Origin of the sequence: Pseudahrensia aquimaris (assembly GCF_042676045.1) — a bacterium.
GTDB lineage: Bacteria > Pseudomonadota > Alphaproteobacteria > Rhizobiales > Rhizobiaceae > Pseudahrensia > Pseudahrensia aquimaris.
In genome coordinates, this window is sequence record NZ_JBHTJV010000002.1 from 373999 (window position 1) to 400119 (window position 26121).

Consider the following 26121-nt stretch of genomic DNA (forward strand, 5'->3'; position numbering starts at 1 on the left):
GAAGAAACCTGACAATTCCCTTTCCGAGTATCGCGAGTTTGAGAGAATTGAAGATGCGGCCAAGTGGCTGATCGACAATCCCACATGGGGAATCCGGATGAACCCAAATTGGTCTCTTATTCATCGTGACATAGTCATTGAAAGGTTTGACCCATGACAACCATCATCAAAAACGGCACCGTCGTCACCGCCGATCTCACCTATGAAGCCGACGTTAAAATCGAAGGTGGGGTTATCACGGAGATCGGGCCGAACCTTTCCGGCGGTACGGAATTGGACGCAACGGGATGCTACGTCATGCCCGGCGGTATCGACCCTCATGTGCACCTCGAAATGCCGTTCATGGGCACCTATTCCAGCGACGACTTTGAATCCGGCACCCGTGCGGCGCTTGCTGGCGGCACGACGATGGTCGTCGACTTCTGTCTGCCGTCGCCGGAGCAGAGCCTGCTGGATGCCATTCAGATGTGGGACAACAAATCGACCCGCGCGAACTGCGATTATTCCTTCCACATGGCGATCACCTGGTGGGGCGAGCAGGTGTTCAACGAGATGGAAACGGTCGTCAAGGACCGCGGCATCAATACGTTCAAACACTTCCTCGCCTATAAAGGCGCGCTGATGGTGAACGACGACGAGCTCTACGCCTCGTTCCAGCGCTGCGCTGCGCTTGGCGCTACGCCGATGGTGCATGCGGAGAACGGCGATGTGGTGGCGGAGCTTTCCGCCAAGCTGCTGGCCGAGGGCAATACGGGGCCGGAGGCACACGCCTATTCGCGCCCCAGCCAGGTGGAAGGCGAAGCGACCAACCGCGCGATCATGATTGCCGACATGGCAGGTGCGCCGCTTTACGTGGTGCACACGTCCTGCGAGGAGGCGCACGAGGCCATCCGCAGGGCACGGATGCAGGGCAAGCGGGTATGGGGCGAGCCGCTCATCCAGCATCTGACGCTTGATGAGAGCGAATATTTCAATCAGGACTGGGACCATGCCGCACGCCGCGTGATGAGCCCGCCGTTCCGCAACAAGAAGCATCAGGACTCGCTCTGGGCCGGTCTGCAATCCGGCTCGCTTTCCGTTGTTGCGACCGACCATTGTGCCTTCACAACCGAACAGAAGCGCTTCGGTGTGGGTGACTTCACCAAAATACCCAACGGCACCGGTGGTCTGGAAGACCGCATGCCGATGCTGTGGACCCACGGTGTCGAGACGGGCCGCCTGACGATGAACGAGTTCGTTGCAGTCACTTCCACGAATATCGCGAAAATCCTGAACATGTATCCTAAAAAGGGCGCGATCATCGTCGGTGCGGACGCCGATATCCTGGTGTGGGACCCCGAGAAGGAAAAGACGATCAGCGCAGGTGCGCAGCAATCCGCCATCGACTACAACGTGTTCGAAGGTCAGCAGGTGAGGGGCCTTCCGCGCTTCACCCTCTCTCGTGGCCATGTCTCGATCCACGACGGCGAAGTGAAGACCCGCGAGGGCCACGGCAAATTTGTCAAACGCAAACCAAACGCACCCGTCAACGCAGCTCTGTCGAAGTGGAAAGAGCTGACCGCCCCCACACCCGTAAAACGCACCGGCATTCCGGCAACGGGGGTTTGACGTGCCAGCGGGGGCAAGCGAAACGGTGAGGCCACATTGACCGTCATCTCCGCTCGCAGTCTTGATCTGACGTTTCAGACGGCCGACGCGCCGGTGCATGCGCTATCGGGTATTGATCTGGATGTCGAGAAGGGCGAATTCGTCTCGCTGATTGGTCCTTCGGGCTGCGGGAAGACGACCCTGCTTCGCGTGATCGCTGATCTGGAGCAACCAACCGGCGGCACGATATCGGTGAACGGCATGACGCCTGAGCAGGCGCGGCTGAAGCGGGCTTATGGCTATGTGTTTCAGGCGGCGGCTTTGTTTCCCTGGCGCACGATTGCCGACAACATCGCGCTGCCGCTGGAAGTGATGGGACTTTCCAAGGATGAGCAGCATAAGCGTGTGAGTGGCAATCTGGCGCTGGTGGACCTTACCGGTTTTGAGCAGAAGTTCCCTTGGCAGCTTTCCGGCGGCATGCAGCAGCGGGCATCGATTGCGCGGGCGCTGGCGGTTCAGCCGGACATGCTGCTGATGGACGAACCGTTCGGCGCACTGGATGAAATCGTGCGCGATCACCTGAACGAGCAATTGTTAAAGCTTTGGGCGGAGACGCAGAAGACCATCGTTTTCGTCACGCACTCCATCCCCGAAGCGGTTTATCTCTCCACCAAAATCGTCGTCATGAGCCCGCGTCCCGGACGCATTCATGAGGTGATCGACTGCAATCTGGGCAAGGACAGGCCGCTGGAAATCCGCGAGACGTCGAAATTTCTGAAGATTGCCCAAAAGGTGCGCGACGGGCTGAAAGCGGGGCACGCCTATGATTAGGAGCCGCGCACTGCCTGTCATCACCGTTGTCGCGATGATCATCGCGCTTTGGTACGCGGGCGCGGCTTTGCTCAACGCCAAGTTTCAATACGACCAGGCGGAACGGGCGGGTAAGTCCGTCAGTTTTATCGAAGTCCTGCCCGCGACGATGGCGCAGAAGCGTCCCGTTCTGCCCGCGCCGCATCAGGTGGCGGTGGAAATTTGGGAGACGACTGTTGAGAAGAAAATCACCTCAAAGCGCAGTCTGATTTATCACGCTTGGATCACGCTTTCGGCGACCCTGTTGGGCTTTGTCTTCGGCACGCTGCTGGGCGTCGCGCTGGCCATCGGCATAGTGCATTCGCGGGTACTGGATAAATCGCTGATGCCGTGGATCATCACATCGCAGACGATCCCCATTCTTGCCATCGCACCGATGATTATCGTTGTGCTCAACTCGGTTGGGGTGACCGGCCTGCTGCCAAAGGCGATCATCTCGACTTATCTTTCTTTCTTCCCCGTGGCCGTTGGCATGGTCAAAGGGCTGCGCTCGGCGGATCGGATGCATCTCGATTTGATGAAGACATATTCTGCGCCCGCTTCTCAAGTGCTGTGGAAATTGCGTTGGCCGACGGCTGTGCCTTACCTTTTCACGTCCATGAAAATTGCCATCGCTGCATCGCTCGTCGGTGCCATCGTCGGCGAATTGCCGACTGGTGCCGTGGCGGGTCTTGGCGCTAGGCTGCTGGCTGGTTCATATTACGGGCAGACGGTGCAAATCTGGTCGGCGCTTATCGTCGCCGCCATCCTCGCCGGCACGCTGGTGGCGCTGATCGGTGTTATCGGCAAGCGGGTGAACCGGCGCATGGGCGTGCAGGAGGCGGCGCTGTGAGCGGGACGGTTCTTCTCACGGTCTGCGTGGTCTTTTGGCTGGCCGCATGGTTCGCCAACACCCGCCTCTCACGGATTGAGACGACAAATGCGACGCAGCAAACTATGGTCAACTTGGCGATACCTGTTCTTTTCGGTGCGGCGCTTATCGCACTTTGGGAGGGCGTGACGCGAGGGCTGGGTGTGCCACCTGTCATTCTTCCGCCGCCGTCGATGATATGGGAGCGGATCATCAATTCCTTGCCGATCCTCTGGGCTGACTTCCAGCAGACCTATCTGAAGGCCGTCATCAGCGGCTATGTGATGGGCTGCGGGCTGGGTTTCCTGACCGCTATTCTGGTCGACCGCTCACCCTTCTGGAAAGCGGGCATCATGCCCATTGGCAATCTGGTCTCGGCGCTTCCCATCATCGGCATCGCGCCCATCATGGTGATGTGGTTCGGCTTTGACTGGCAGTCGAAGGCCGCCGTTGTGATCGTCATGACGTTCTTTCCCATGCTGGTGAACACCGTGGCGGGGCTGAACCAGACCAGTGCGATGGAGAGCGATTTGATGCGCACGTATGCGGCATCAAAATCGCAGACGCTGCTGAAGCTGCGGCTTCCTGCTGCCATGCCTTTCGTTTTCAATGCGCTCAAAATCAATTCGACGCTTGCCTTGATCGGCGCGATCGTGGCCGAGTTTTTCGGCACCCCCATCGTTGGGATGGGCTTCCGAATTTCTGCCGAAGTCGGACGATTGAATGTCGACATGGTTTGGGCCACCATTTTCGTGGCGGCCTTGGCCGGATCGCTCTCTTATGGCGCACTTGCGCTGATCGAGCGGTCTGTGACCTTCTGGCATCCGTCAAACAGAACCTGAGGATGGAGAGAGCGGCAAAGACCGGGAGTCAGGTAACGAGGACTAAACCTACCGAAGTTCAACAAAGGAGTATCACCAATGAATAAATGGATCTCACTGGCCGCAGGCGCCGCAATGGCGCTGGCCTCGACCTCGCTCGCTTGGGCAGCAGATAATCTTACCTTGCAGCTTAAATGGGTAACGCAGGCACAATTCGCCGGTTACTACGTCGCGAAGGACAAAGGCTTCTATGATGAAGTCAATCTCAACGTCGAAATCAAGCCCGGCGGTCCGGACATCGCGCCACCTCAGGTCATCGCCGGTGGTGGTGCTGACGTGATCGTGGAATGGATGCCGGCCGCGCTTGCCGCGCGCGAAAAAGGGGTGCCGCTGGTCAACATCGCGCAGCCGTTCAAACGCTCTGGCATGATGCTGACCTGCCGCAAGGAAACAGGCATTACCTCGCCTGCCGATTTCAAGGGCAAGACGCTGGGCGTGTGGTTCTTTGGCAATGAATTCCCGTTCCTGTCGTGGATGAGCAAGCTGGGCATTCCCACCGAAGGCGGTGCCGATGGCGTGACTGTGTTGAAACAGGGCTTCAACGTTGATCCGCTCATTCAAAAGCAGGCCGACTGCGTGTCCACCATGACCTATAACGAATATTGGCAGGTCATCGACGCTGGCTTCTCGCCGGATGATCTCGTGGTGTTCAACTACACAGACCAAGGCGTCGCCACGTTGGAAGACGGCCTCTACACCACGGAAGAAAAGCTCAACGATCCGGAAATGGCCGACAAGCTTGCGCGTTTCGTTGCGGCTTCCATGAAGGGCTGGGCCTATGCTCGTGAGAACCCTGATGAAGCTGCCGGTATTGTGCTTGAAAACGATGCATCCGGTGCTCAGACGGAAGAACACCAAAAGCGCATGATGCGCGAGGTCAACAAGCTGACTGAAGGTTCCGACGGAACGCTGGATGTGGCGGCCGCTGAAGTGACAGTAGAATCGTTGCTCTCCGGCGGCGATGACCCTGTCATCACCAAGAAGCCTGAAGGTGCTTGGACGGACGCTATCACCAAAAAAGCGATGTCTATGCAGTAGGCTTAGACGCCGTTTAACGCTGAAAAGGGCCGCTGTGAAGCGGCCCTTTTTGTTTACTGTTGCAGGCTCCTGAACGAAGAAAAAATTTGACCTTTTGATAAAATTTCGTAGGCTTTCGATATCGACACAATGCCCGGTCTGAAGTGATTTCAGCAAAGGCATCGCTTGATGGAGAGACTGCGCATGGCAACTTCCAAAGACGAAATCGACATCAAGACTGGGCGCTTGCCTGCGGAGGCTTACGCGGAAAATTTTACCGACATGCACGAGCCGCTGACGCGCCACGAGGCGCTGGTGGAATCGGATCGCTGCTACTTCTGCTACGATGCGCCCTGCGTGACTGCCTGCCCGACCAGCATCGATATTCCGCTGTTCATCCGCCAAATTTCGACAGACAATCCGAAGGGATCGGCGGAGACGATTTTCGAGCAGAACATCATGGGTGGTATGTGTGCCCGCGTTTGCCCTACCGAGACGTTGTGCGAGCAGGTCTGTGTTCGCGAGATGGCGGAGGGCAAGCCGGTCAAGATCGGGCTGCTCCAGCGCTATGCGACTGATCACTATATGGAAGTTGTTGGTGAGCAGCCTTTTGAACGAGCACCAGAGACAGGGCACAAAATCGCCATCATCGGCGCTGGTCCTGCTGGCCTTTCCTGCGCACACCGGCTTGCACAGCATGGGCACGATGTGACGATTTACGAAGCGCGGGAAAAGCCAGGTGGTCTGAACGAATTTGGCATTGCGGCCTATAAATCGACCGATGACTTTGCCTCCCGTGAAGTGGACTTCATTTTGGGCATTGGCGGTATTGAAATCAAATATGGGATGGCTTTGGGCGATGAATTGACCCTTGAAAGCCTGACCCATTGCTTTTCCGCAGTCTTCGTCGGTGCCGGACTGAGCGACGTGAATGATCTTGGACTGGAAGGCGACGATGCGGAAAATTGCATCAATGCTGTCGACTACATCGCCCAACTACGCCAGTCAGATGATCTGTCCAAACTCCCAGTTGGTCGCGATGTGGTTGTGATCGGTGGCGGCATGACGGCAATTGACGTTGCGACTCAGGTTAAGCTCTTGGGCGCTGAGAACGTCACCATTTGCTACCGGCGCGGTGCGGATGCCATGAGCGCGAGCGCCTATGAGCAGGAAGTGGCGCAGACCCACGGCGTTAGCATCCGTCACTGGTTGCAGCCGAAGCAATTGCACATGAAAGATGGAAAAGTTGCTGCCATCGAATTGGAATACACAAGCGGCAGCAACGGTTCGCTGGAAGGCACGGGTGAGACCGTCATTCTCGAAGCCGACCAGGTGTTCAAGGCCATAGGTCAGACAGCGGATGCGAGCCCTCTTGGCGGCGTTGATTTGGCCTTGGAGCGTGGTCGGATCGTTGTAAATGAAGCGCGCAAATCCAATCACGAGAAAATCTGGGCCGGTGGAGATTGTGTTGCCGGAGGCGAGGATCTGACGGTCGTCGCGGTCGAAGACGGCAAGATCGCCGCCGAAGATATTCACCGCACATTGATGGGCTAGGAGAACACCATGGCCAACCTCGCAACGAATTTTTTAGGTATCAAATCACCCAACCCGTTCTGGCTGGCCTCAGCACCGCCGACTGACAAGGCATACAACGTAGAACGTGCCTTTAAGGCTGGATGGGGTGGTGTCGTCTGGAAGACACTTGGCGAGGAAGGCCCGCCGGTCGTCAATGTCAACGGCCCTCGATACGGCGCGATCTGGGGGCCGGACCGCAGGCTTTTGGGACTGAACAACATTGAACTCATCACCGACCGTGATTTGGAGACTAATCTGCGCGAGATCAAAGAGGTGAAGCGCAAGTGGCCCAACCGGGCGATGATCGTATCGCTGATGGTTCCGTGCGAGGAGGAATCATGGAAAAAAATTCTCAAGCGCGTTGAGGAAACCGAGGCCGATGGTATTGAGCTGAACTTTGGCTGTCCTCACGGCATGTCCGAGCGTGGCATGGGTGCGGCTGTTGGGCAGGTGCCAGAATACATCGAAATGGTAGCGCGTTGGTGCAAGCAACATTCGCGTATGCCAACCATTGTGAAGCTGACGCCAAACATAACGGATATTCGCTATCCGGCCCGCGCGGCGAAGGCTGGCGGTGCCGATGCTGTGTCGCTCATCAACACCATTTCCTCGATTGTCTCAGTGGATCTGGATGATTTTTCACCCCAGCCATCAATCGACGGTAAAGGTTCGCACGGTGGCTATTGCGGCCCAGCGGTTAAGCCAATTGCTTTGAACATGGTGGCCGAGATTGCCCGTGATGCGGAGACCAGAGGCATGCCGATTTCCGGCATTGGCGGCGTGAACACTTGGCGCGACGCAGCAGAATATATAGCGCTCGGTTGCGGCAACGTGCAGGTCTGCACGGCGGCGATGACTTATGGTTTCAGGATTGTCGAAGAGATGATCGAAGGCCTTTCGAATTATATGGACGAGAAGGGCTTTGAGACGATTGAAGACTTCCGAGGTATGGCCGTGCCAAACGTGACCGACTGGCAATATCTCAATCTCAACTACGTCACCAAGGCCCGTATTGACCAAGATTTGTGCATCTCATGCGGCCGCTGCCACATTGCCTGCGAAGACACGTCCCATCAGGCGATCACGAACATGGTGGATGGTGTGCGGCGCTTTGAGGTGATCGACGAGGAATGCGTCGGCTGCAATCTGTGCGTGAATGTTTGCCCGGTGGATAATTGCATCACGATGGAGCGCATTGAAGGAACCGACCCTCGTACCAAGCAGCCGATCAATCCCAACTACGAAAACTGGACGACGCACCCGAACAACCCGTCCTCGCTGCCTGACGCGGCGGAGTAGGACTTACGCAGGAAGTGCGTGTCGCTGGCCCGCGCGGTTCAGGCTGATGGCGTAGAAGCTGGTTGTTGCGGTGATGAAAAGCCGGTGATTGCCGCGGCCGCCAAAACACACGTTCGACACCAGTTCGGGCACAAGTATCTTGCCCAACAGTTTACCGTCCGGCGCGATGCAGTGAACGCCATCGGCGGCGGACGTCCAGATATTGCCATCGGTATCGAGACGAAAGCCGTCTGACGCGCCAGGATCGACCTTGTGAAAGAAGCGTCCGTTTGCGGTGCTAGTGCCCGCCACATCGTAAACCCGCATTTCCTTTTTGGCATCTGGCGAATACATCGTGCCGGTGTCTGCCACGTAAAGCAGGGACTCATCGGGCGAAAAGGCAAGGCCGTTGGGGCATTGCATGTCGGTTATAACAGCATCAATGGCGCCGGTGGCGGGGTCCACCCGATAAACATTGCAGGGCAATTCCTGTTCCGATTTGTAGCCTTCGTAATTGGTCATGATGCCGTAGTGGGGATCGGAAAACCAAATCGAGCCATCGGATTTCACCACCACATCGTTGGGCGAGTTCAGCCGCTTGCCATCAAAGCAATCCGCGATCACGGTGACCGTACCGTCAAATTCTGTGCGGGTGACGCGGCGCGCCCCGTGTTCGCAGGAAACCAGGCGGCCTTGTAGATCGCGGGTGTGGCCGTTCGAGAAGTTGGACGGTTCACGGTAGATCGAAACGCCCGTCTCTGGCGACCAACGCATGATGCGGTTGTTGGGAATATCGGAAAACAGCAGGCAATTGGCATCACCGAACCAAACCGGTCCTTCCACCCAATCGAAGCCGGTTGCCAATTGCTTCACCGGCGCATTGCCCATGACATAGGTGGCGAAGACTGGATCAATCACTTCGAAAAAGGACATGCGGATTTCCTCCGGTAAGAATAGTGTGACAGCCGAGCGAACCCGAACAAATGGAATGTATCGTGGATTATTTTGAAACGCGCCAACACCTCACGCACCGCGCCGTTTTGGCGGCATTGGATGCGGCGATGTTGAAAGCGGAAGAGATCGGTCAGCCGCAGTGTATCGTGATCGTCGACGCGAGCGGCGAAGTGTTGGGCGAATTGCGGATGACGGGTGCCAAGTTTCTTAGCCGCAAAAGTGCTCTCGCCAAGGCGATGACAGCCGCTTCTATCGGTGCGCCGACGACGTCGATTCCAGAAGCAGTGCGGCCCGCTATTGGCGCTGCCACCGAAGGCTTTGTTACAGGCTTGCCTGGCGGTTTGCCGATCTTGAAGGGGGGTATGGCAGTCGGCGGCATAGGTGTCGGCTCCGGCAGTGGCGAGCAAGACGTTGCCGTGGCGCAAGCAGCACTTGCTGCTATTGGCGCGGACGTTGTGGATTGAGTGAACCACCGCTCTATCCATTGCGCCGCTGGATGCCAAAGCCGATGGGTTTGCGCTGGTTACCTGGCAGGTTTGGGTCTGGCCCCCAGATTGCCTGATAGGTATCGAGTGCCATACCTTTGCGCTGGAGCGCGGCATAGACGGTAATTGAAAAACACCACCAGCCGAAGAGGCCGAGCCACATCCAAATGTAAGCGTTGGTGATCCAAAGTCCGAGCAGCATCGCCATCGCTGCCAGAACAATGGACGTGTAGCCAAGCGTTTTGTGTGCATATTCGAAAATCACCCTGCGGGTTGTCATGTCGAAGTGATCACCGTGTATTGATCCATCTGGTGCTGGTTCATCCATGCCGCCGCGGGTTCCCCGTGCTATGCCGCCGATGAACTGTGCACAATAGAGGCTTACAACTGACCAGCCGCACAGTCGGTGTAGCCAAGGAAGATTGCCTTCGCTGCCGGGTGACCAAACAAGCCATACTGCGAATGCAGTGAGGACACCGCCTGAGACCTGCGCGGCAACATGCACGCGAAACCAGAAGCGATTGTCCAATTCGTTGGGCCATTGCTGGCGTGGGGTGACTTTCAAAAAGCGGGTGATGATGATGCTAATGGGGAACAGAAAGCCCCATGTGGCAACCATCAATCGGCCGTGCCACGCAACGTTTTGCTCAAGGCCGTGGGCGCGGGAGGCATCTATTGGCAACCAGAGCCATTGCCAAAGCGCTTCCCACATCAGCCCTTAACCGCACCAGCGGTCATCCCAGTGATGATCTGCTTTGAAGCAATGAATGTGAAAATAACGGGTGGAATTGCCAGCAACATGCCCGTCGCCATGATCGCGCCCCAGTCAATATCGTATTCGGTGATCGAATTGACGATGGTGACTGGCACTGTGCGCGTGCTGCGCCCCGACAGGGCGTTGGCGAGCAGGAATTCGTTCCATGCAATACGGAAGGTGAAGATGGCTGCGGCTGCAAGGCCGGGCTTGATGATTGGCAGGACGACGAGGAAGAAAACCTGCAAGGGGTTTGCCCCGTCCATCGTGGCTGCTTCTTCAAGCTGGATGGGAACTTGGACGATGAAGCTCTGTAATATCCAGATCACGAACGGCAGGTTCATCGCCACATAGACGAGAATTATGCCCGAATAGGAACCATCAAGGCCAAACTGGAAGGTCCAAATACCAAAGACGGGAACCAGCAAAACGGCTGGTGGCACCATGCGCATGAGCAGGGTTGTCATGGATACCGTCCCGCGCCCCATGAAGCGGAACCGCACCAGTGCATAGGCTGCCATGCAGCCGATGATCAGTGTGATCGCAGTAGAAACCAGAGCGATGAAGAGCGAGTTGCCAAGCGCGCGCCCAAATGTCGGGTCGCAATAGTCTGCATTGGCCCGCTCGTACCAAAGAACGTTACACAGCACGGATTCATAGTTTGCGATTGTCGGCGTAAAGATGAAGGCGCTGACGTTCACATCGTTGATATCGAGATTGGTTTTGAACGAGGTCGCCAGCATGAGCATGATTGGCCCGAGCGCCATGATGATAAGGCACACCATCAGCGCGTAAAATGCTGGAGAGGCTGGCTTGTCCGTATGGGCGGTCATAGGTCTTCCTCCGCCGCAGCGCGCAGACGGGCCGCGCGGTTCTCCATCGTCTTGTTGTAGACGAACATGATGGTCGTTAGCAGCATCAGCAGAATAAGCAGGTAGTTAGACATCGCCGCTGCCACGCCGAGTTCTTGAAATTCCTGCGCTGTTCGATAGATGCGCAGGCTAAGGATTTCGGTCGACAACCCCGGGCCGCCATTGGTCATCACCAAAATGACTTCCAGAACTTTGAATGCATCAATCAGGCGAAGCAGCAGGGCGACGATAAGTACGGGCATCATCAGCGGCAGTTTGATGTAGATGACCTTTTGCCAACCACTTGCTCCGTCAATTTCCGCAGCTTCCAACGCTGATTGCGGTAGTGACTGGAGGGCAGCAAGCGACAGAATGAAAATAAAGGGCGTCCATTGCCAAACGTCGGCGATGATGACGGCGATGAAAGACCATGTGCCATCGGCCAGCCATGGGATCGGCTCAAAGCCCCAGTCTTTCAGCGTGCGGTTAAAAATGCCCACGGTGGGGTGATACATATAGCGCCACATGAGACCGACCACGATGGGCGCGATCATCATCGGCAGAATGAAGATAGTGCGTAGGGCTGCCATGCCGCGCAATTTGCGGTCGAGCAGGAGCGCAAGGCCAACGCCAAGCACCATTTCGATGCTGACGACGACAGCAGCGAATTTCAGGGTGACGCCGAAGCTCTCAAGAAAGGCTTCGTCGTTCCAAAGATTGATGTAGTTGCGAAACCCGACGAACTCCGCTTCGGAGATGTATTGTGAAGGTCTCCAGTCTAGAAAACTGGCGTAGACCATATAGCCAATCGGATACATCAGCGCGACGACCAGCACTAGAAGCGCTGGTGCAAGAAACATGTAGGGCGTGAGCCTGTTGAGCCGTGCTGCGGCGGTCATGGTCTAGTAATTCCGGTGCTGGAAACGAAGGGAACCGGACCGTACCCAGAAACGCGGTGACGCGTCTGTAGGCACGGTCCGGCAGCTGCTCGCCCAGGGGCAGTGGGAAGCAGCGTTCGTTAGGTCACTTCTGCCAGGTGTAGTAACCGGCTTCTTCCATTGTGGCCTTGGCCCGCTCCGCCACGCCGTTCAGTGCTTCTTGCGGGTCTAGACCCTCGGTCAACACTTTTGACATGGTTGTGCCGATGTCAGCGTTGATCTTACCCCATGTCGGGATGATCGGCCGCCAGTCTGGATCGGCATATTTGAGAGCTTCACCGAATGTTGCGGAATAGGGGTATTTCGCGTTCAGCTCTGCATTTTCATAGGTTGAGAAACGCGATGGGTTGCCGCCCTCCATGGCGATCATCAGGTCACCTTTTTTGGAGGTGAGCCACTGCATCAGCAAGAAGGCTGCTTCCTTGTTTTTCGCATTTTTCGGGATACCGATGCCGAAACCACCTGTCTGCGAACCGCGGCGCACGCCTTTTGGGTGCAACGCATAGCCAACCTTGCCGGCGACTTTGGATTTCGATGGGTCTTCAAAACCGGCAGCGAAGGCGATGGAGTCCATGAACATGGCGCTGGTGCCTTGGCGGAAGGATTCTGCCGCTTCAGCCGGGCCAAACGTGGTTGCGCCTTCAGGACCACAATCAACGATGGTTTTCAGCGCATTGGCTGCGGCAACACCGGCTTCGTTGTTGACGATCGGCTGCCAATTGTCGTCGAAGACGCGGCCGCCCAGCGGTGCTAGATGCAAAAGAAATGCGTGGCTGGCTTGGTGGCCGGACGCAGCGCGCGATGCCATGCCGCCCATGCCCGGCTCTTTCTTCGGCACTTCACAAGCTGCGAACAGCAATTCGTCATAGGTTTCTGGAACCTTGATGCCGTGCTTCTCGAAGATGTCCTTGCGGTAGGCCAGTACGGATGTTTCGGAACCAAAAGGAATGCCAAACAGCGAGCCTGTGGGGCCGGGCAGATAGCCCTTCTTGCCGCCAGCAACGCCGATGTTCTGCACGTAGCCGTCGATCAGATCGTCCGCGTCATATGTTGGGTCAGCCAGTTTCGGGTTCATGAAGAAGCGGGCGAGGTTCTCAAGTTGATCCGCAAAAACGTAGTCGGCTTTGGAGAAGACAACGTAGGACATGAGGTCGTAGTCGCCTTCGCGCTTGGTCAGTTCCAGCGTCGATTTCTCGCGCAGTTTTAGATATTGCAGTTGGTCCACTTCGACTTTGATTCCGGTCTCTTTGGTGAATTCTGGCAACACTTTCATCACCGCATCGTAATGGGGATGCGCCGGGAAAATGGCGGTCACGGTTTGGCCAGCGTAGGGTGCGTATGGGCCGGCACTATGGCTTCCGGCGATCACGGCAGTCATGCTCACGGCGAGCATGGAGGTGGCGACCAAGGTGGTCTTGAGGGTTTTCAGCATAATGGTTTCCTCCCTAGCTGAGTTTCATTCTTGTCATAGTCGAACGCCCGACTGTTGGTCGAACGCCATAACTTCATCCATCAACACGTAGAATTTCATGGTGGTGTTGCTGGAAATGGGGCTTGAACTTTCGTGCTCCACCAGAACCTCGGCATCAGCGCAACGCGTTACCAGCGTGCTTTGTGCTCCAAGGTATTCGGCAACCACGATACGCAGTTCCAAAGGCTCGCCTGCCTTCTTGTCGAGACTGAACGATGATGGGCGGATGCCCAGCGTGATGTCTTTTGCCTTTCCGCCGCGCAAACGTTTTGCAAGGTCGCCCGTCAGGCGAATATCGAAGCCTGGACCTTTAGCGTGCAGCCGTGACTTTTCTTCCACGAGCTCCGCATCCAAAAAGTTCATTGTCGGAGAGCCGATGAAGCCTGCCACGAATTTGTTGGCCGGTGTCTTGAACAGTTCTTCCGGCGTGCCCTGTTGTTGAATCAGTCCTTCGGACATGACCACGATGCGGTCACCCAATGTCATGGCTTCAATCTGATCGTGGGTTACGTAGACCATGTTTTTGTCGAGCGTGTTGCGCATTTCAGCGAGTTCGGTGCGCATCTTAGCGCGCAACTTCGCATCCAAATTGGACAGTGGCTCATCAAACAGGAATGTCGAAGCATCGCGAACAAGGGCTCGACCCATCGCAACACGCTGGCGCTGACCGCCCGAAAGTTGAGCGGGCTTGCGCTCAAGCAACTGCCCGATGTTTAGCATATCGGCAACGCGCTTCACCTTGGCGTCAATTTCGGCCTTCGGCGTGCCCTTGAGGCGCAGGGCGAAGGACATATTTTTTGCAATGTTCATGTGCGGGTAGAGGGCATAGTCTTGAAAAACCATCGCGAGATCGCGCTCTTTCGGGGCGAGGCCGCTGATTGGCTTGCCGTCGAAATAAATTTCTCCGCCGCTGAGAGTTTCCAGCCCTGCAAGAATGCGCAGCGTCGTGGATTTGCCACAGCCGGAAGGACCGACAAGAACTGTGAATTCCCCATCATCCAGTGTCAGGTCCATCGGTGGCAAAACGCGCACTGGCCCGAAACTTTTTTCGACTTGACTGAATTCGATTGTTGGCAAGCAGACCTCCCAATCCCTCAATTGGTAGGAGACTGCAATTTCCAACTTTGTTCAAACGCAAATCTGCAAAGTTGCGTTAGCGCTAACGTTCCCACATGATCGATATGGATTGTGAGGAGCAAGCGGACTGTTGGAACGCGCAAAGATTGAAGATGTGGCGGAAGCGGCTGGCGTGAGCATCATGTCGGTTTCGCGTGCCATGCGCGGTGTGGAGGGGCTGTCGCCCAAAACACGCGCTAAAATTTTGAAGATTGCCAAGCGCATGAACTATCAACCGAGTAGCGTTGCAGGTGCTCTCGCTGCTGCGAACTCCACACTAATTGGCGTCTCCGTGCCGACGCTGGACGACGCGGTCTTCGGCGAAATCTTCGAAGGGATGCGCCCAGTGTTCAACCGTTTGGGCTTTCAGACTGTCTTCGACACGACCGAATACCGTCCCGAACGGGAAGAGGCTTGGATTGAACGGATGATTGCGTGGCGCCCTGCTGGCATCGTTCTCAGCGGCATCACCCATAGCCGCACCTCCCGGCGAAAACTGTCGGAGAGCGGAATTCCAACATTGGAAATATGGGATTATTCCGCAGACCCCATCGATATTTGCATCGGCATAGACCACCGCGAGGCAGGGCGGCAGGCGGCGCGATATCTGTTGTCTCTGGGGTATCACCGCCCCGCCTATGTGGGTGTTGAGCAGGGACGGGATGTTCGCGCTGACAAGCGCGTTCAAGGGTTTCGTGAAGTTTTTGACGCGGCTGGCTGCGCTCTGATAGCTGATGTGCGTCTGTCCGACGCGGTGTCGTTTGAAGCAGGGCAGAAGGGGGTGAGTGAGCTTTTGGCCAGGGCGGCTCAACCGGATGTGGTGCATTTTCTCAACGACCATATGGCTTTCGGCGGCAAACTAGAATTTGAGCGTTGCGGCGTTCCTGTTCCGCAGGGCGTCGGAATTGTTGGCTTCAATGGGCTGAACATTAACGGTGTGCTCGATCAGCCGATTACCACAATCAAAACGCCGCGAGCGCAAATGGGGAAGGCGGGCGCGACGATGCTTGTGGCGCGAATAGCGAACGCGATTACGCAGCGAGCTGTGTTGATGCAACCGGAATTGATAGAAGGCGGCACGACACGCGCCGCGCATCAGATTTAGGATGTAACTACGATGTCCTCATCAATAGCTGCATAAGCGAAGTCTGTGGCGCCATCAGTAAAGACATACAGTCTGTAATCCGTAATGCCCGCGGCATCATCAAATTGCCAGCTTGCACCTGTAATCTCACCGCTGATCTCAAGATTTACAATATCGCTGCCATCACCGTCGATCAAAACCGCCTCTGCTCCACCGCTCAAGAAATCGCTGAGCTGGGAATTGCTTTCGTTAGAGACATTTATAACGCTCTGTTCGTCGATGGTTATCTCTGTTGTGCCATCGCCCAAGCCAAGGTCGAAATATTCAAAGCCAGATGTCTTTGGTGCGTCCATCAATTGGTCGAGTTGGGTGAAGTCGATCACCTGACCGCCGCCCTCAATAACCAGCGTGTCTTGCCCTAAGCCGCCGGAGACTTCTTCATAATTGAAGTCCGGCACTGTGATGGTGTCGTCGCCATTGCCGCCTTGAAGCACATCTCTCCCGCCGCCGCCGGTGATCACGTCATTGCCATTACGCCCATCCAGACGTTCGTCCGCTGTTGTTCCGGTCAGGCTATCGCCGCCTGCGCTGCCGCGTACCCATTCGATATTGGAGATGGTGTCCGTGAAGGCGACGCCGGACCATGTTCCTTGCACGGTTCCGGCGGAAAGGTCGGCGGTGATGCCACTCACACCGTGTTCGGACCGATCATATCGGATGCGGTCGAAACCATCGCCGCCATCGACGATATCGTTGCTGGCGCCGGTCATGAAGGACTCATCGTTGGCTGTGCCCGTGAAAGTGTCCACGAAGTCGCCACCGAATATTTCCCATGCGCCCCGGTCGCCGCCGACGCTCATCGTGCTGTCGGTTCCAATGGCAATTGTTCCCGCTGCTAGATTGGCGTTGACGCTATCGGTCGCTGTTCTGAAATCGAGCCGAACGAGGCCGGAATCGATGTTGAACGTGTCGTTGCCGCCCTGCGAGCGGATAGCCATCCAGGAATAGTCGCCGCCATCCAGGCTGAACTGGTCCGCTCCAGGCGTGTCGAAAATCTGGAAGCCGCCGTTCGTATTGCCGGTAAAGCCGGACTGTAGAACGGTTTGGACGTTGAAGAACTTGTCCACGCCGAGAGAGCCCTTGTCGACACTGCCTTCGTTCGCGTCGCCATCGATGAACACGGTGATCGGGTCGGCTCCGAAGCCGTTATAGCTGACGCCGTGGAAAGCGTCGCCTGCCAGCGAGAAGTCGATGATGTCATCGCCTTGGAAGGCGGAAACCAGACTGTCGGCCACACTGCTAGACTGACTGCCAACGCGCAGCCAATCGTCGCCGCTGGTGCCTGCGCTGCCGGTGTTGACGTTTATAACGTCAAACAGGAACAGGTTGTCGGGCGTCGAGAAACTGGTCAGATCGACGCCTTCGACGGTAACGGTTACGGTGTCGGTACTACCTAACTCGATGACGGTGCTGGCGCCGTCGAACGTGAAGGACTGAAAATCGGCTGTTGAGTTGAACCCAAACTCAGATATGTCGATCAGATCGCCCTGTCCTGCGTTGAAATCTTCAATTGTGTCGAGGGAACTGTTCTGCGCTATGAAGAAAATATCCGCGCCGACGCCGCCGAAAAGCTGATCGTTGCCGTCTCCACCGTTCAGGAAATCGCCGCCACCGGCGAAGCCCGCAGCGCCCATGTTGTAGTCGCCGCGCAATAAATCGTTTCCGCCTTCACCGATCAGAACATCGTTGCCTGCGTAACCGTCCATGATCTGATTATCAAAGCTGCCGGAGATGCGGTCGGCAAACAGAGAGCCTGCAATGCCTTCAATGTTGAAGAGCGTATCAGCGCTGCCCCAACCGTCCTGGAACACATTGTCCGTGCTCAGGTTGAAGTCCACTCGGATGGCTTCCAAGCTGCTCCAATAGCCTGCGAAATCGATGCCGCCCAAGCCGTCAAGCGTGTCGTTGCCTTCACGGCCTTGCAGAGTGTCGTCGTTAGCCGAGCCGATGATCGTGTCATCAAACCTTGAGCCTTTAACTTCTCGGACGTTGTTGAATGTGTCGCTGCCAATCTGATCGCCGTTTGCAAGGTTCAGGTCTGCGCCGGTTCCTGCGCCCAAATCGACGCTGACGGCATCTTCCGCGTCTTGATACGATATTCGTCCGCGGGGCGATGTCAGAAAGTCAACACTGTCGTCGCCAGCACTCAGCCGCACTTCGATCCGATTTTCTGGATGGCGGTTTTCAAGCGTGCTGTCTATCGTGATGACATCGCTAAACCTGCTATCCGCAATAGTTGTGATGCCGCTCACGGTATCAACCGTTCCAAACCCATCAGCTACCGTTCCAGAAGCCAGACCACCGAGAGAGCCACCCGTGAGGTTTGCGGTTATGCCTGTGGGTGATGAGTGATAAGATGCAACGTGGCCTTCAAACCACTTCGTTTCGTCGCTGTTATCGGCAACGTTTACGACGGTGATCGTATCGTTTCCCTCGCCGCCCACAATTCTGACGAAAGAATCTGTGCTGGCTATCAGCAGATCGTCCCCCCCTTCGCCGTCAATGAAGTCGCCATCAAAACGGTTGTTAATCCATGTTTGATTGCCCACGCCGGAGAACACGATATCGTTTCCTTCGCCGGCAAAAACGCGATCGTTGCCGCCGCGTGCGTCGATGATATCGTTGCCTGTGCTGCCTTCCAGCGTTTCATCTTCCGAAGTGCCGGTAAGCCCCCCAAGAACAAACAAATCTTCTGCCTGCGCTGGTGTCAGTTCTTGTCCTGCAATTCTGATGCCATCGGTCGCGGTGAAACTTATCAGGGTATCGGTGCCGTCAAAATTGAAAGACTGGAATTGGCTGATGCTGGTGAAGTCGAATGCGACGACATCAATGCGGTCTGTACCAATCTGAAAGTTGGTGAGTGTGTCAAAGCCGGAGCCGGGGCTAAATTTCAGGACGTCAGCGCCTGCCCCACCATCAATTTCATCATTACCGCCGCGCCCTTCGATGAAATCCGTGCCGTCATAGCCTTCGAATTTTTCGTCCGCGTTGGAACCAGCAATGAAGTCTACGCCGAGATTGGAGCCACGGATCCATTCGACGTTGGTGAGTGTGTGATTGAACGTATTGATGACATTTATTTCTCCTGTCGGGTCAAATACTTTCCAAAGTCCGGTTGCTGAATTTGTGTCGAGATCGACATTCACGCTGGACACGCCATTGCGGTCGTAGCGAACGCGGTCGAAACCGTCGCCAGCGTCGAGGGTGTCGTTGCCCGCTCTGAGGATAAAGGATTCGTCCGCGGCAGAGCCAACGATCACATCGTCTTCATCGGTGGCGCGGACTTCACGGACAGCCTGCGTGCCGGTAATTGTGTCTGTGCCGCCAGTGGAATCATTCGAGACATTCCCAGTTGCCAGATTAATGTTGAGACCGGTGGTTGAATTCTGCTGGAACGCATAGTCGAGGCGAACATAGCCGGAGAGGATGTTGAAGATATCGTCGCCTTCTCCGCCACGTAGTTGAAGAAAGGCGTCGTGGTTCGTGATGTTGAATGTGTCGGCCAGCACCGTCCCTTCGATGCCGAAGCCTTCAGCGGCAAATTCGTCAGCCATCGGCTTGTTGATATCGAGAATTGTATCGGTGCCGTCCGATCCCTTGTCCACGGTGGCGGTGTTTGCGGGCGTATCAAGGGTGAACACGATGCCTGCTGCAAGAGCGGCGTAGCTGATCGCCTGATACCCGCCGAGATTGCCCGAATACTGGATGCGGTCATTGCCCGTTGAGCCTTTAACGCTGTCACCGATGAAGCCGCCATCACCCGTGATGATCGTGTCGTTCCCGTCGCCGCCGTCGAAAGATTCCGGATCGTTGGAACCCAACAGGATATCGTTTCCACCACGACCTGATAAAAATTCTTCGGCCAAGTCGGCGTTACCACCGCCAATTATGAAATCGTCGGTGTTGGTAGTAGCAGGGATCAATTCTTCGCCATTGATTGTGCCTTCGATCACGTTGATCGTGCTGTCTGTCACGCCATCGACAGTCAAAATCGCCTGGCGGGCCACAACGTCCTCGCCGGACACGACGTTGAAGTCCACGGTGACGGCAGCGGTTTGACCGTCTTCCAGCACATCGTAGAGACCGAGATCGATGGCGACTTCCGTTCCATCCACCCGCCAGAAGGGCAGGGTCTGGCCGATGTCAGAAGCCGAAACGCCCGTCAGCACGATGCTGTCGGGGTCAATGAACGGCGTGTCGGCTGCGTCTTCGTCGGAGAAGGTCAGCAGCGTGTTAAGATCGATCGTCCGCAAATCCACAACACCCTGTGTGCCTTCAGCGAAATTGTCTGGATTGGTGACAGTAGAAACAAACGGCGCATCGGCAGAACCGTTGATCGTCAGGGTTGCTTGCAGCGCCACCGGCGTCGTGCCGCCTGCATTGTCGTCGATCACGAGATCGTATCTGAGTTCAATCGTATCGCCGTCAGAGAGATAAGCGATGTCAGCGTCTTCGATCTGGGCGATCAATTGCAACCGATCCCGGCTGCCACCGTTGTCGACGAATTGCTCAACGAAATTAACGGTGAAGGGTACGCTGGGATTGCCTGCATCGGGCGTGATCTGGAATGTCGGCGTCGCTCCGTCTGGATCGTCGAACGCCAGATCGGCAATGGTTGCGCCCAGTGTGCTCGCGTTCTCGCCGCTGTCCCCGTCAGACAATTCGGTGATCGTGCCGCTGAAGCCATCTTCGTCGAGATTCGAGGGCGCGTCGTTGACGGGCGTGACGAGTATACTAACCGTCTTGCTGCTCACCTGCGGTCCGCCGAGGCCAGAATTGCCGAGATCGTTGACCCCGATGGTGAGTTGCGCGGGGCCAAAATAATCTGCGTCACCGGTGAAAAGTAGTCCGTCGGTGGCGGCAAGTGTGGCGTTGATCGCATCCAGTGGCGCGGTAATCGAAAGGCTGTCGGTTCCGTTGCCGGTGATTTGTGCCGCGCTGATGCCGCCAGCCACGCTGGTGTCAAAAATCAGTGTGCCGTTGGTGACCGCGAATGTGGCGGTGGCGTCTGCGGTGTCTGCATCCACATCGTCTAAGGAGATGTTGGTGAGAGCGGTGGCAGTGTCTTCCGCCACTTCATAGGCCGCCGTTCGCACGCTCACGTTGTCGATGCCGGGGCCAGCGGCGCCCGGGTCGAGGCTGGTGAAGATCAGCGATGCCGACGTGCCATCCGCCACAAAGGTGAAAGTCTGTTGTTCCCAGCCCGGATTGGCCAGCGTGTTGCCAGCGGTATCAAACGAAGGTTCGACGGTCGTGCCGGAAACCTGAACGCGAACGTCCTTGATCGGCTCACCGTTCAGTGGATCGCCTGCAAGGTCAAAGGTGACGATGTAAGTTTGACCCGGAACGGTGGTGATGCTGGTGCCGATGATCCCCGGGCCGTCTCCGTTCAGGTCGATGGAATTGTTACCCTCGGAGGACGTCCAATAGCCTTGAATATGGTCAACACTGCCGGAGATGACATTCCAGTTTGAGATTGCACCGCTGCCCGCAGGAACGAGCGTAAGCGGCGTCACATCCGGTCCGATTTCAAAGCCCGGATTGGAAACCAGATTCGCGCCGTCTTCATTTGTTGTGATGATGGGCGCGTCGTTCACCGCGGTGAGGTCAATGCTGATCGTTTCTGTGACCGTTTCCGTGCCGTCGCTCACAGAGAAACTGATGCTATCTGCAGTCGTGCCAGTTGCATCTGCTGGAGCGGAATAACTAACAAATGTGCCGCTGAGATAGCTTTCCAGCTGGCTGTGGGTGCCGGTAAGCACAACGTCACCGCTGTCAAATGTCGGCGTTATGTCGGAATTCGCGATCGCGTCCAAAGTGCCGGATTCCGCAGACAATCGAACCTGCAAAGTAGTATCGGCAACATCTGGATCTGTTAGGTCAACGGATGTGCCGAAGCCGACGATTGCATCAATCACGTCTTCTAGGAAAGTGAGGTTTGATGGCAGCCCGCTCACTGAAGGAGCATCGTTGACGGGTGTGATGTCGACGACGACAGTGCCCAAATTCACCACACCGCCGCCGCCAGAGCCTGTATTGCCAAGGTCGGATGCTGTTAGCGTGATGATGTCGGCATCAACGCCTTCGGCGTTGGTTGTGCCGGTGTATTGGATGTTGCTGGCGGTTTGCAGATATGCGTTGAGGTCGGCCAGTGATCCGGAAAGCTCGATCTCCCCTGCACTGACATGGTTTACACTCACTGTAGCCGTTGCCACGCCGCTTAGCGATCCTACGTCCGCAGATAATTTTAGCGCTAAGCTGCCCGCTCCTGCGTCTACATCGCCAAGCGTAAAAGTGGACAGGTCCACATCGCTTGCTGTGTCTTCAACGGCGCTGATCCTATTGGGTAAGTTCGCGCCCGTTGGGTTATCGTTGACCGCATCAATGCTCACAGTGATCGAGCCGAGCGATACGTCCGTGCCGCCGCCCGCGCCAAAATTGCCGTTGTCGTTTATGCTCACCGCAATCGTTGCTGCGTTATCGCCCGCAACGTCTGACTCTCCCAAATAGCTTAGTGCGTTGAACTGGGCGAACTGGTTGTTCAGATCGCTTACCGTGCCGCTTAGGCTGAGTGTGGTTGTATCGATGTAATTGACTGTGATGCCGCTGGAAGGGACCGTGGCGAGCGTTCCTTCACTGGCTGTGAAGGTTACGGTGAGGTTGCCCGATCCTGCATCTGCATCGCTTATAGTGAGGCCAGACAAGTCGATAGCGGTGTATTCGTCTTCGGTTACCGTCGCCTCTGTTGTTAGACCTGAACCCGTTGGCGCATCGTTGGTGGCATCAATTGTTACGGTGATTGTCGCGTCGGCTGGTGCAGCGCTGTCTTCGCCTCCATCGGATACGGAAACACTAAACGTATCAGTGACGGTCTCGCTGCCATCGTGACGGTAAACAACCAATCCTTCGGCGAGCTGGGCTTGGGTAAAGGTGGCGATAGCTGTGCCGGGTGTTGCGGCAAATTCCAACTGACCGTTGGTTGGTCCGCTGGAAACAGTGTAGATCAACGAGCTGTCCAGATCATCGGCATCCGTTGCGCCCAAATCTGCGGAAGTGATGATAACGGTTTCGCCTTCCGTCGCGCTCAAAGCCAAGTCACCGCTAACGGTTGGGCCGTCATTGGTGCCGGTGACAGTGATCTCAAAACTGGCTTGAACAGTGTCTGGACCTGATTCCACATCGAATGTCACGACGAGAACGCTTTGCTCGCCTACGGCCATTGCGTTGTATTGCGCGCTGTCGAAGCTGATGGTTGTGCCGCTGACGCTGACAAATGATGTGTCGGTGATGGCCGAGCCAGCGCCGGCAGTGACGCTGATGCTGTCAGTAACGACTGTTGGCGTATCGCTCGGGTCTGGGTCAGTGGCATCCAAGAAATCGAGAATATCGAATTCTTGCGCGGTAACCGTGGGCGGTGTGCCTTCAGAAATGGCGTCAGGGTTGCTTGTCGTGACGTCCGGAGGACTGTTCGATTGAGAAATGTCGAGAGCAATGGTGCCAAGGCCGGTCGTTTGACCACCGCCCGAACCGGAATTTCCCAGATCGTCAATCTCGACTGAAATCAGTGCAGCATCGCTGCCGAAAATGCTGCCGGACGCAGTATAGGAAACTGCGTTCGGATTGCTCAGATAGGAAATGAGGTCGTCTATGGAGCCGGTCAACGTTAATGTGCTGGTGCCTGCGCCAGAGACACTTACGCCAATTGCGTTGGCGGCTGAAAGCGTACCGTCATCCGCAGCGAAGCGAAGCTCCAGCGCGTTCGTTGCGGCGTCATCGTCAGAGAGTGTCAGACTGCTCAAATTGATCGCAGTGCTGATGGCGTCGCCATCGACTTCAGCGCGATCAGGAAGGCCGCTTCCTGTCGGCGCATCGTTGACGGGGGTGATGTTGATGCTTGCGGTGCCAGAGACAGGTGCTGCACCATCTTCCCCACCATCGGCTACCTGGTAAGCGAAGCTGTCGGTTTGGGTTTCCGAGCCGTTATGAACATAGACCACGTAGCCTGCGTCAACGTCAGCCTGTGTGAATTCCGTGATTGCGGTTCCCGCCGCAAAGACGGTTTCGATCTGCCCGTTCGTTGGGGCGCTGGTAATGGTGTAAACAAGGTCGCCGTTGGCATCGTCGGGATCAACGGCGCTTAATTCATTTGCGGTCAGCGTAATCGTTGTGCCTTCTTCGCCTGAAACCTCATTTGTACCCACGATGGTTGGTGCATCGTTGGTGCCGGTAATCGTCAGCCGCAATGCGGCGCTGGCTCGGTTGGAAGCGCCATCATCGATTGTATAGGTAATTGTCTCGGTGGCGGTTTCGCCGCTGTTGAGGAAGGCATACGAAGTGCCGGGATCGAAGGAATACTGGCCCGTTTCAAACAACGTGATTGTCGCGCCGGAATCCAATGTAAATGGTGAGCCTACTGGGACTGAAATGCTGCCAGAGATCGCCGACTGATATTGGGCATCAACAACCGTCAGCACATCGGGAACTGGCGTGGTGTCCGGGTCTGAATCGTTTAGCAATAAATCGCCAGCAAACGTGTTGGAGGAGGCGTCGCGGCTGACGGAATCGTCCAATGCCGTTGGCGCGTCCTGAATGGGCTCAATATCGACGACCAGCGTTGCGCTTGATGTGTTGGTGCCATCGGTCACCGTAATCTGAAGGCTACCCTCGTCATCGGCGTTGGGCGTAGGCTTGTAAATGATGCTGTTGAGGGCGGTGTTGAGATCGTCGGGCGTGCCTTCAATCACCAACTGCTCGTCATCAGTGCCTGTGCCTGACAGGAGTGTGACACCGCTTCCGGGAGCGATAGACACGGTTGAACCTGCGGTCAGCGTGACCGTGAGAATGTCGCCGTCGGCATCGAACAAGTTGAAGCCCGAAAGCGCGATTGCGCCGTCTTCCTGCACAGATCCTGTCAGGGTCGGCAGGGTTATCACTGGTGCGGAATTGGCAACATCCAAAGGCACAGGATTCGTCTGTGTGCCATTTTCGGTGGGCGCTTCATCCGTCGCGGTGAATATAGAACCACTGGGCCGCGGGCCTGAACCTAGATCGTCAATGCCAAGGGGGCCGCGCGGTCCGGATGCACCACCAAAGCTGGATGAATCGCCTAAAGCGCCCGTGGAGCTGTCGCCGCCATCGCCTATATTTGTTCGGGTATCGGTAGCGGAAGCCGTTTCGATGCCGCTGCCGAGGTCGCCACGCTGTTCTGGCTCTTCGCCTTGCTGACCATCGTCTTGATCATTGGGTGGTGTGTCGTCCTGTGGTGGCTGCTGGTCTGGTTCATTGGGGTCGTCAGGCGATACGAACTGATCGCCCTGCTGCACCCGGTTCACGGCTGACTGAAATGCGCTGATCGCCTGATTGAGGATGATTTGATCGTTGGCCAGTTCAACAGGTGTTCGGGCAATTTCGCGGGTTTCACCATCGACGGGTGAGACAATCCATTTGGTGTCCGTTGTTGTGATGTTGGCGATGAGGTTGCCATTGAGGTCAGTCAGTTCAACTTGGCCGATGCCGCCGTCTGGATCGATGTTCAGCGATACCTGAACCGTGGTGACGCCATTGGTGGTTTCGATATCGACTTTCACGGTGGTGCCGCGGATACCCATCGTGGCAACGGGGGTGTTAACCTCCATGCCACCGCTTCCGGCCACTTGGCCTGCGATGAAAACGAACGAGCCTTCTACCAAATTGAACACGGCGGAATTGTCTTGGCTTGCCGGGTCGAAGACCATTTCGTTCAGCACCATGCGGGCATTGGCCGACAGGGTGAAAATCGTGCCGTCTAGAAAGGTAAGCGATAGTCCGCCGCCCTCTAGCGTCGTGACAACATCGTTTTGGAAGACTTTGGTGCCAACCGCGAGAGTTTCAACCGTACCGTCGGCGCGCTGAACGCGGGCACCGTTGGTGACAGTCTCCACTTGTCCAATGGGGGCAGCGGCAGGCGCATTGCCAGCCTGCGCATACTGGCCTGGCATGGTGGGGCCGGCCAGTAACTCCACAGTGCGGCCATCAAGAACAGCGCCTTCTGGTGAGACGAGATCAGGGGTGTCGGTGTGTTTGAAATAGTCTGCAATGCGAAAGCTATTGGTACCGTCACTGATGAGCAGATCATGGCCGATGCGGCCATAGTCGCCTTGGAACATGAGTGTTGTGTCGGGAACTGTAACGGCATCGCCTGACGCTGAACGGGCCGTCCAGGTGGCCTGTTCGCTTTCGTTTCCAAGCAGAGTGCTGGCGACCATATCCGGTCTCCCCCAAGTTTATTGCACCGCCCCTCGATTTTTGTAGCAGACACAAGGAATTATGGCGAGTCTGCCTGTCAATTCGGTAGGTGCATAGTGAACGGCG

General features: G+C 56.3%; 16 protein-coding genes. 9 read left to right on the forward strand and 7 right to left on the reverse strand.

From position 1 onward, the window contains the following. Nucleotides 1-153: 153 nt before the first annotated feature. The 7 genes from hydA (at nucleotide 154) to preA (ending at nucleotide 8079) form a co-directional block, all read left to right on the forward strand. Entirely contained in the window at nucleotides 154-1608 is a 1455-nt protein-coding gene (gene hydA / locus ACFQ14_RS01615; RefSeq protein ID WP_377210945.1) for a dihydropyrimidinase, read from the forward strand. Between the two features lie 36 nt (nucleotides 1609-1644). Beyond that, the gene (locus ACFQ14_RS01620; protein WP_377210946.1) at nucleotides 1645-2418 is read left to right on the forward strand and encodes an ABC transporter ATP-binding protein; all 774 of its coding nucleotides are present in this window, start codon (nucleotides 1645-1647) and stop codon (nucleotides 2416-2418) included. Then, nucleotides 2411-3289 carry an ABC transporter permease gene (locus tag ACFQ14_RS01625; RefSeq protein WP_377210947.1) on the forward strand — a complete coding sequence of 293 codons (879 nt, stop codon included), beginning with the start codon at nucleotides 2411-2413 and terminating at the stop codon, nucleotides 3287-3289. The genes ACFQ14_RS01620 and ACFQ14_RS01625 overlap by 8 nt, the downstream gene beginning before the upstream one ends. Next, on the forward strand, nucleotides 3286-4149 hold the full coding sequence (locus tag ACFQ14_RS01630; protein ID WP_377210948.1) for an ABC transporter permease: 864 nt from the start codon (nucleotides 3286-3288) through the stop codon (nucleotides 4147-4149). The genes ACFQ14_RS01625 and ACFQ14_RS01630 overlap by 4 nt, the downstream gene beginning before the upstream one ends. Nucleotides 4150-4227: 78 nt before the next feature. Beyond that, nucleotides 4228-5226: an ABC transporter substrate-binding protein gene (locus ACFQ14_RS01635; protein ID WP_377210949.1), complete on the forward strand. Its 999-nt coding sequence runs from the start codon at nucleotides 4228-4230 to the stop codon at nucleotides 5224-5226. 183 nt (nucleotides 5227-5409) lie between these two features. Further along, entirely contained in the window at nucleotides 5410-6759 is a 1350-nt protein-coding gene (locus ACFQ14_RS01640) for an NAD(P)-dependent oxidoreductase (protein ID WP_377210950.1), read from the forward strand. Nucleotides 6760-6768: 9 nt separating this feature from the next. Next, complete coding sequence (gene preA / locus ACFQ14_RS01645; protein ID WP_377210951.1) at nucleotides 6769-8079, forward strand: NAD-dependent dihydropyrimidine dehydrogenase subunit PreA; 1311 nt, start codon at nucleotides 6769-6771, stop codon at nucleotides 8077-8079. 3 nt (nucleotides 8080-8082) lie between these two features. Here the strand turns inward: preA and ACFQ14_RS01650 are convergent, their stop codons facing one another. Further along, complete coding sequence (locus ACFQ14_RS01650; RefSeq protein WP_377210952.1) at nucleotides 8083-8991, reverse strand: SMP-30/gluconolactonase/LRE family protein; 909 nt, start codon at nucleotides 8989-8991, stop codon at nucleotides 8083-8085. 62 nt (nucleotides 8992-9053) lie between these two features. On the opposite strand from ACFQ14_RS01650, the gene ACFQ14_RS01655 reads away from it, so the two are divergent. Next, nucleotides 9054-9476 carry a GlcG/HbpS family heme-binding protein gene (locus ACFQ14_RS01655; protein ID WP_377210953.1) on the forward strand — a complete coding sequence of 141 codons (423 nt, stop codon included), beginning with the start codon at nucleotides 9054-9056 and terminating at the stop codon, nucleotides 9474-9476. A gap of 13 nt (nucleotides 9477-9489) precedes the next feature. Here ACFQ14_RS01655 and ACFQ14_RS01660 read toward each other — a convergent pair whose 3' ends face one another. From ACFQ14_RS01660 to ACFQ14_RS01680, 5 genes are all read right to left on the reverse strand, one after another. Continuing rightward, nucleotides 9490-10209, reverse strand: a complete 720-nt coding sequence (locus tag ACFQ14_RS01660; RefSeq protein WP_377210954.1) for a cytochrome b561 domain-containing protein — start codon at nucleotides 10207-10209, stop codon at nucleotides 9490-9492. Beyond that, nucleotides 10209-11084: a carbohydrate ABC transporter permease gene (locus ACFQ14_RS01665; protein WP_377210955.1), complete on the reverse strand. Its 876-nt coding sequence runs from the start codon at nucleotides 11082-11084 to the stop codon at nucleotides 10209-10211. The genes ACFQ14_RS01660 and ACFQ14_RS01665 overlap by 1 nt, the downstream gene beginning before the upstream one ends. Next, complete coding sequence (locus tag ACFQ14_RS01670) at nucleotides 11081-12001, reverse strand: carbohydrate ABC transporter permease (protein ID WP_377210956.1); 921 nt, start codon at nucleotides 11999-12001, stop codon at nucleotides 11081-11083. The genes ACFQ14_RS01665 and ACFQ14_RS01670 overlap by 4 nt, the downstream gene beginning before the upstream one ends. Nucleotides 12002-12125: 124 nt before the next feature. Then, complete coding sequence (locus tag ACFQ14_RS01675) at nucleotides 12126-13472, reverse strand: extracellular solute-binding protein (RefSeq protein ID WP_377210957.1); 1347 nt, start codon at nucleotides 13470-13472, stop codon at nucleotides 12126-12128. A gap of 33 nt (nucleotides 13473-13505) precedes the next feature. Beyond that, nucleotides 13506-14588 carry an ABC transporter ATP-binding protein gene (locus tag ACFQ14_RS01680; RefSeq protein WP_377210958.1) on the reverse strand — a complete coding sequence of 361 codons (1083 nt, stop codon included), beginning with the start codon at nucleotides 14586-14588 and terminating at the stop codon, nucleotides 13506-13508. Nucleotides 14589-14718: 130 nt separating this feature from the next. Between ACFQ14_RS01680 and ACFQ14_RS01685 the strand changes: the two genes are divergently transcribed. Beyond that, nucleotides 14719-15732: a LacI family DNA-binding transcriptional regulator gene (locus ACFQ14_RS01685; protein ID WP_377210959.1), complete on the forward strand. Its 1014-nt coding sequence runs from the start codon at nucleotides 14719-14721 to the stop codon at nucleotides 15730-15732. On the opposite strand, the gene ACFQ14_RS01690 is transcribed toward ACFQ14_RS01685, so the two are convergent. Further along, nucleotides 15729-26015, reverse strand: a complete 10287-nt coding sequence (locus tag ACFQ14_RS01690; protein WP_377210960.1) for a choice-of-anchor C family protein — start codon at nucleotides 26013-26015, stop codon at nucleotides 15729-15731. The two genes, ACFQ14_RS01685 and ACFQ14_RS01690, sit on opposite strands and share 4 nt — an antisense overlap. Nucleotides 26016-26121 lie beyond the last annotated feature (106 nt).

What these genes read in the sequence shown, in the direction of transcription:
- hydA (WP_377210945.1), top strand. Translation starts at nt 154, where the DNA reads ATGACAACCATCATCAAAAACGGCACCGTCGTCACCGCCGATCTCACC.
- ACFQ14_RS01625 (WP_377210947.1), top strand. Translation starts at nt 2,411, where the DNA reads ATGATTAGGAGCCGCGCACTGCCTGTCATCACCGTTGTCGCGATGATC.
- ACFQ14_RS01635 (WP_377210949.1), top strand. Translation starts at nt 4,228, where the DNA reads ATGAATAAATGGATCTCACTGGCCGCAGGCGCCGCAATGGCGCTGGCC.
- ACFQ14_RS01640 (WP_377210950.1), top strand. Translation starts at nt 5,410, where the DNA reads ATGGCAACTTCCAAAGACGAAATCGACATCAAGACTGGGCGCTTGCCT.
- preA (WP_377210951.1), top strand. Translation starts at nt 6,769, where the DNA reads ATGGCCAACCTCGCAACGAATTTTTTAGGTATCAAATCACCCAACCCG.
- ACFQ14_RS01650 (WP_377210952.1), bottom strand. Translation starts at nt 8,991, where the DNA reads ATGTCCTTTTTCGAAGTGATTGATCCAGTCTTCGCCACCTATGTCATG.
- ACFQ14_RS01660 (WP_377210954.1), bottom strand. Translation starts at nt 10,209, where the DNA reads ATGTGGGAAGCGCTTTGGCAATGGCTCTGGTTGCCAATAGATGCCTCC.
- ACFQ14_RS01665 (WP_377210955.1), bottom strand. Translation starts at nt 11,084, where the DNA reads ATGACCGCCCATACGGACAAGCCAGCCTCTCCAGCATTTTACGCGCTG.
- ACFQ14_RS01670 (WP_377210956.1), bottom strand. Translation starts at nt 12,001, where the DNA reads ATGACCGCCGCAGCACGGCTCAACAGGCTCACGCCCTACATGTTTCTT.
- ACFQ14_RS01675 (WP_377210957.1), bottom strand. Translation starts at nt 13,472, where the DNA reads ATGCTGAAAACCCTCAAGACCACCTTGGTCGCCACCTCCATGCTCGCC.
- ACFQ14_RS01690 (WP_377210960.1), bottom strand. Translation starts at nt 26,015, where the DNA reads ATGGTCGCCAGCACTCTGCTTGGAAACGAAAGCGAACAGGCCACCTGG.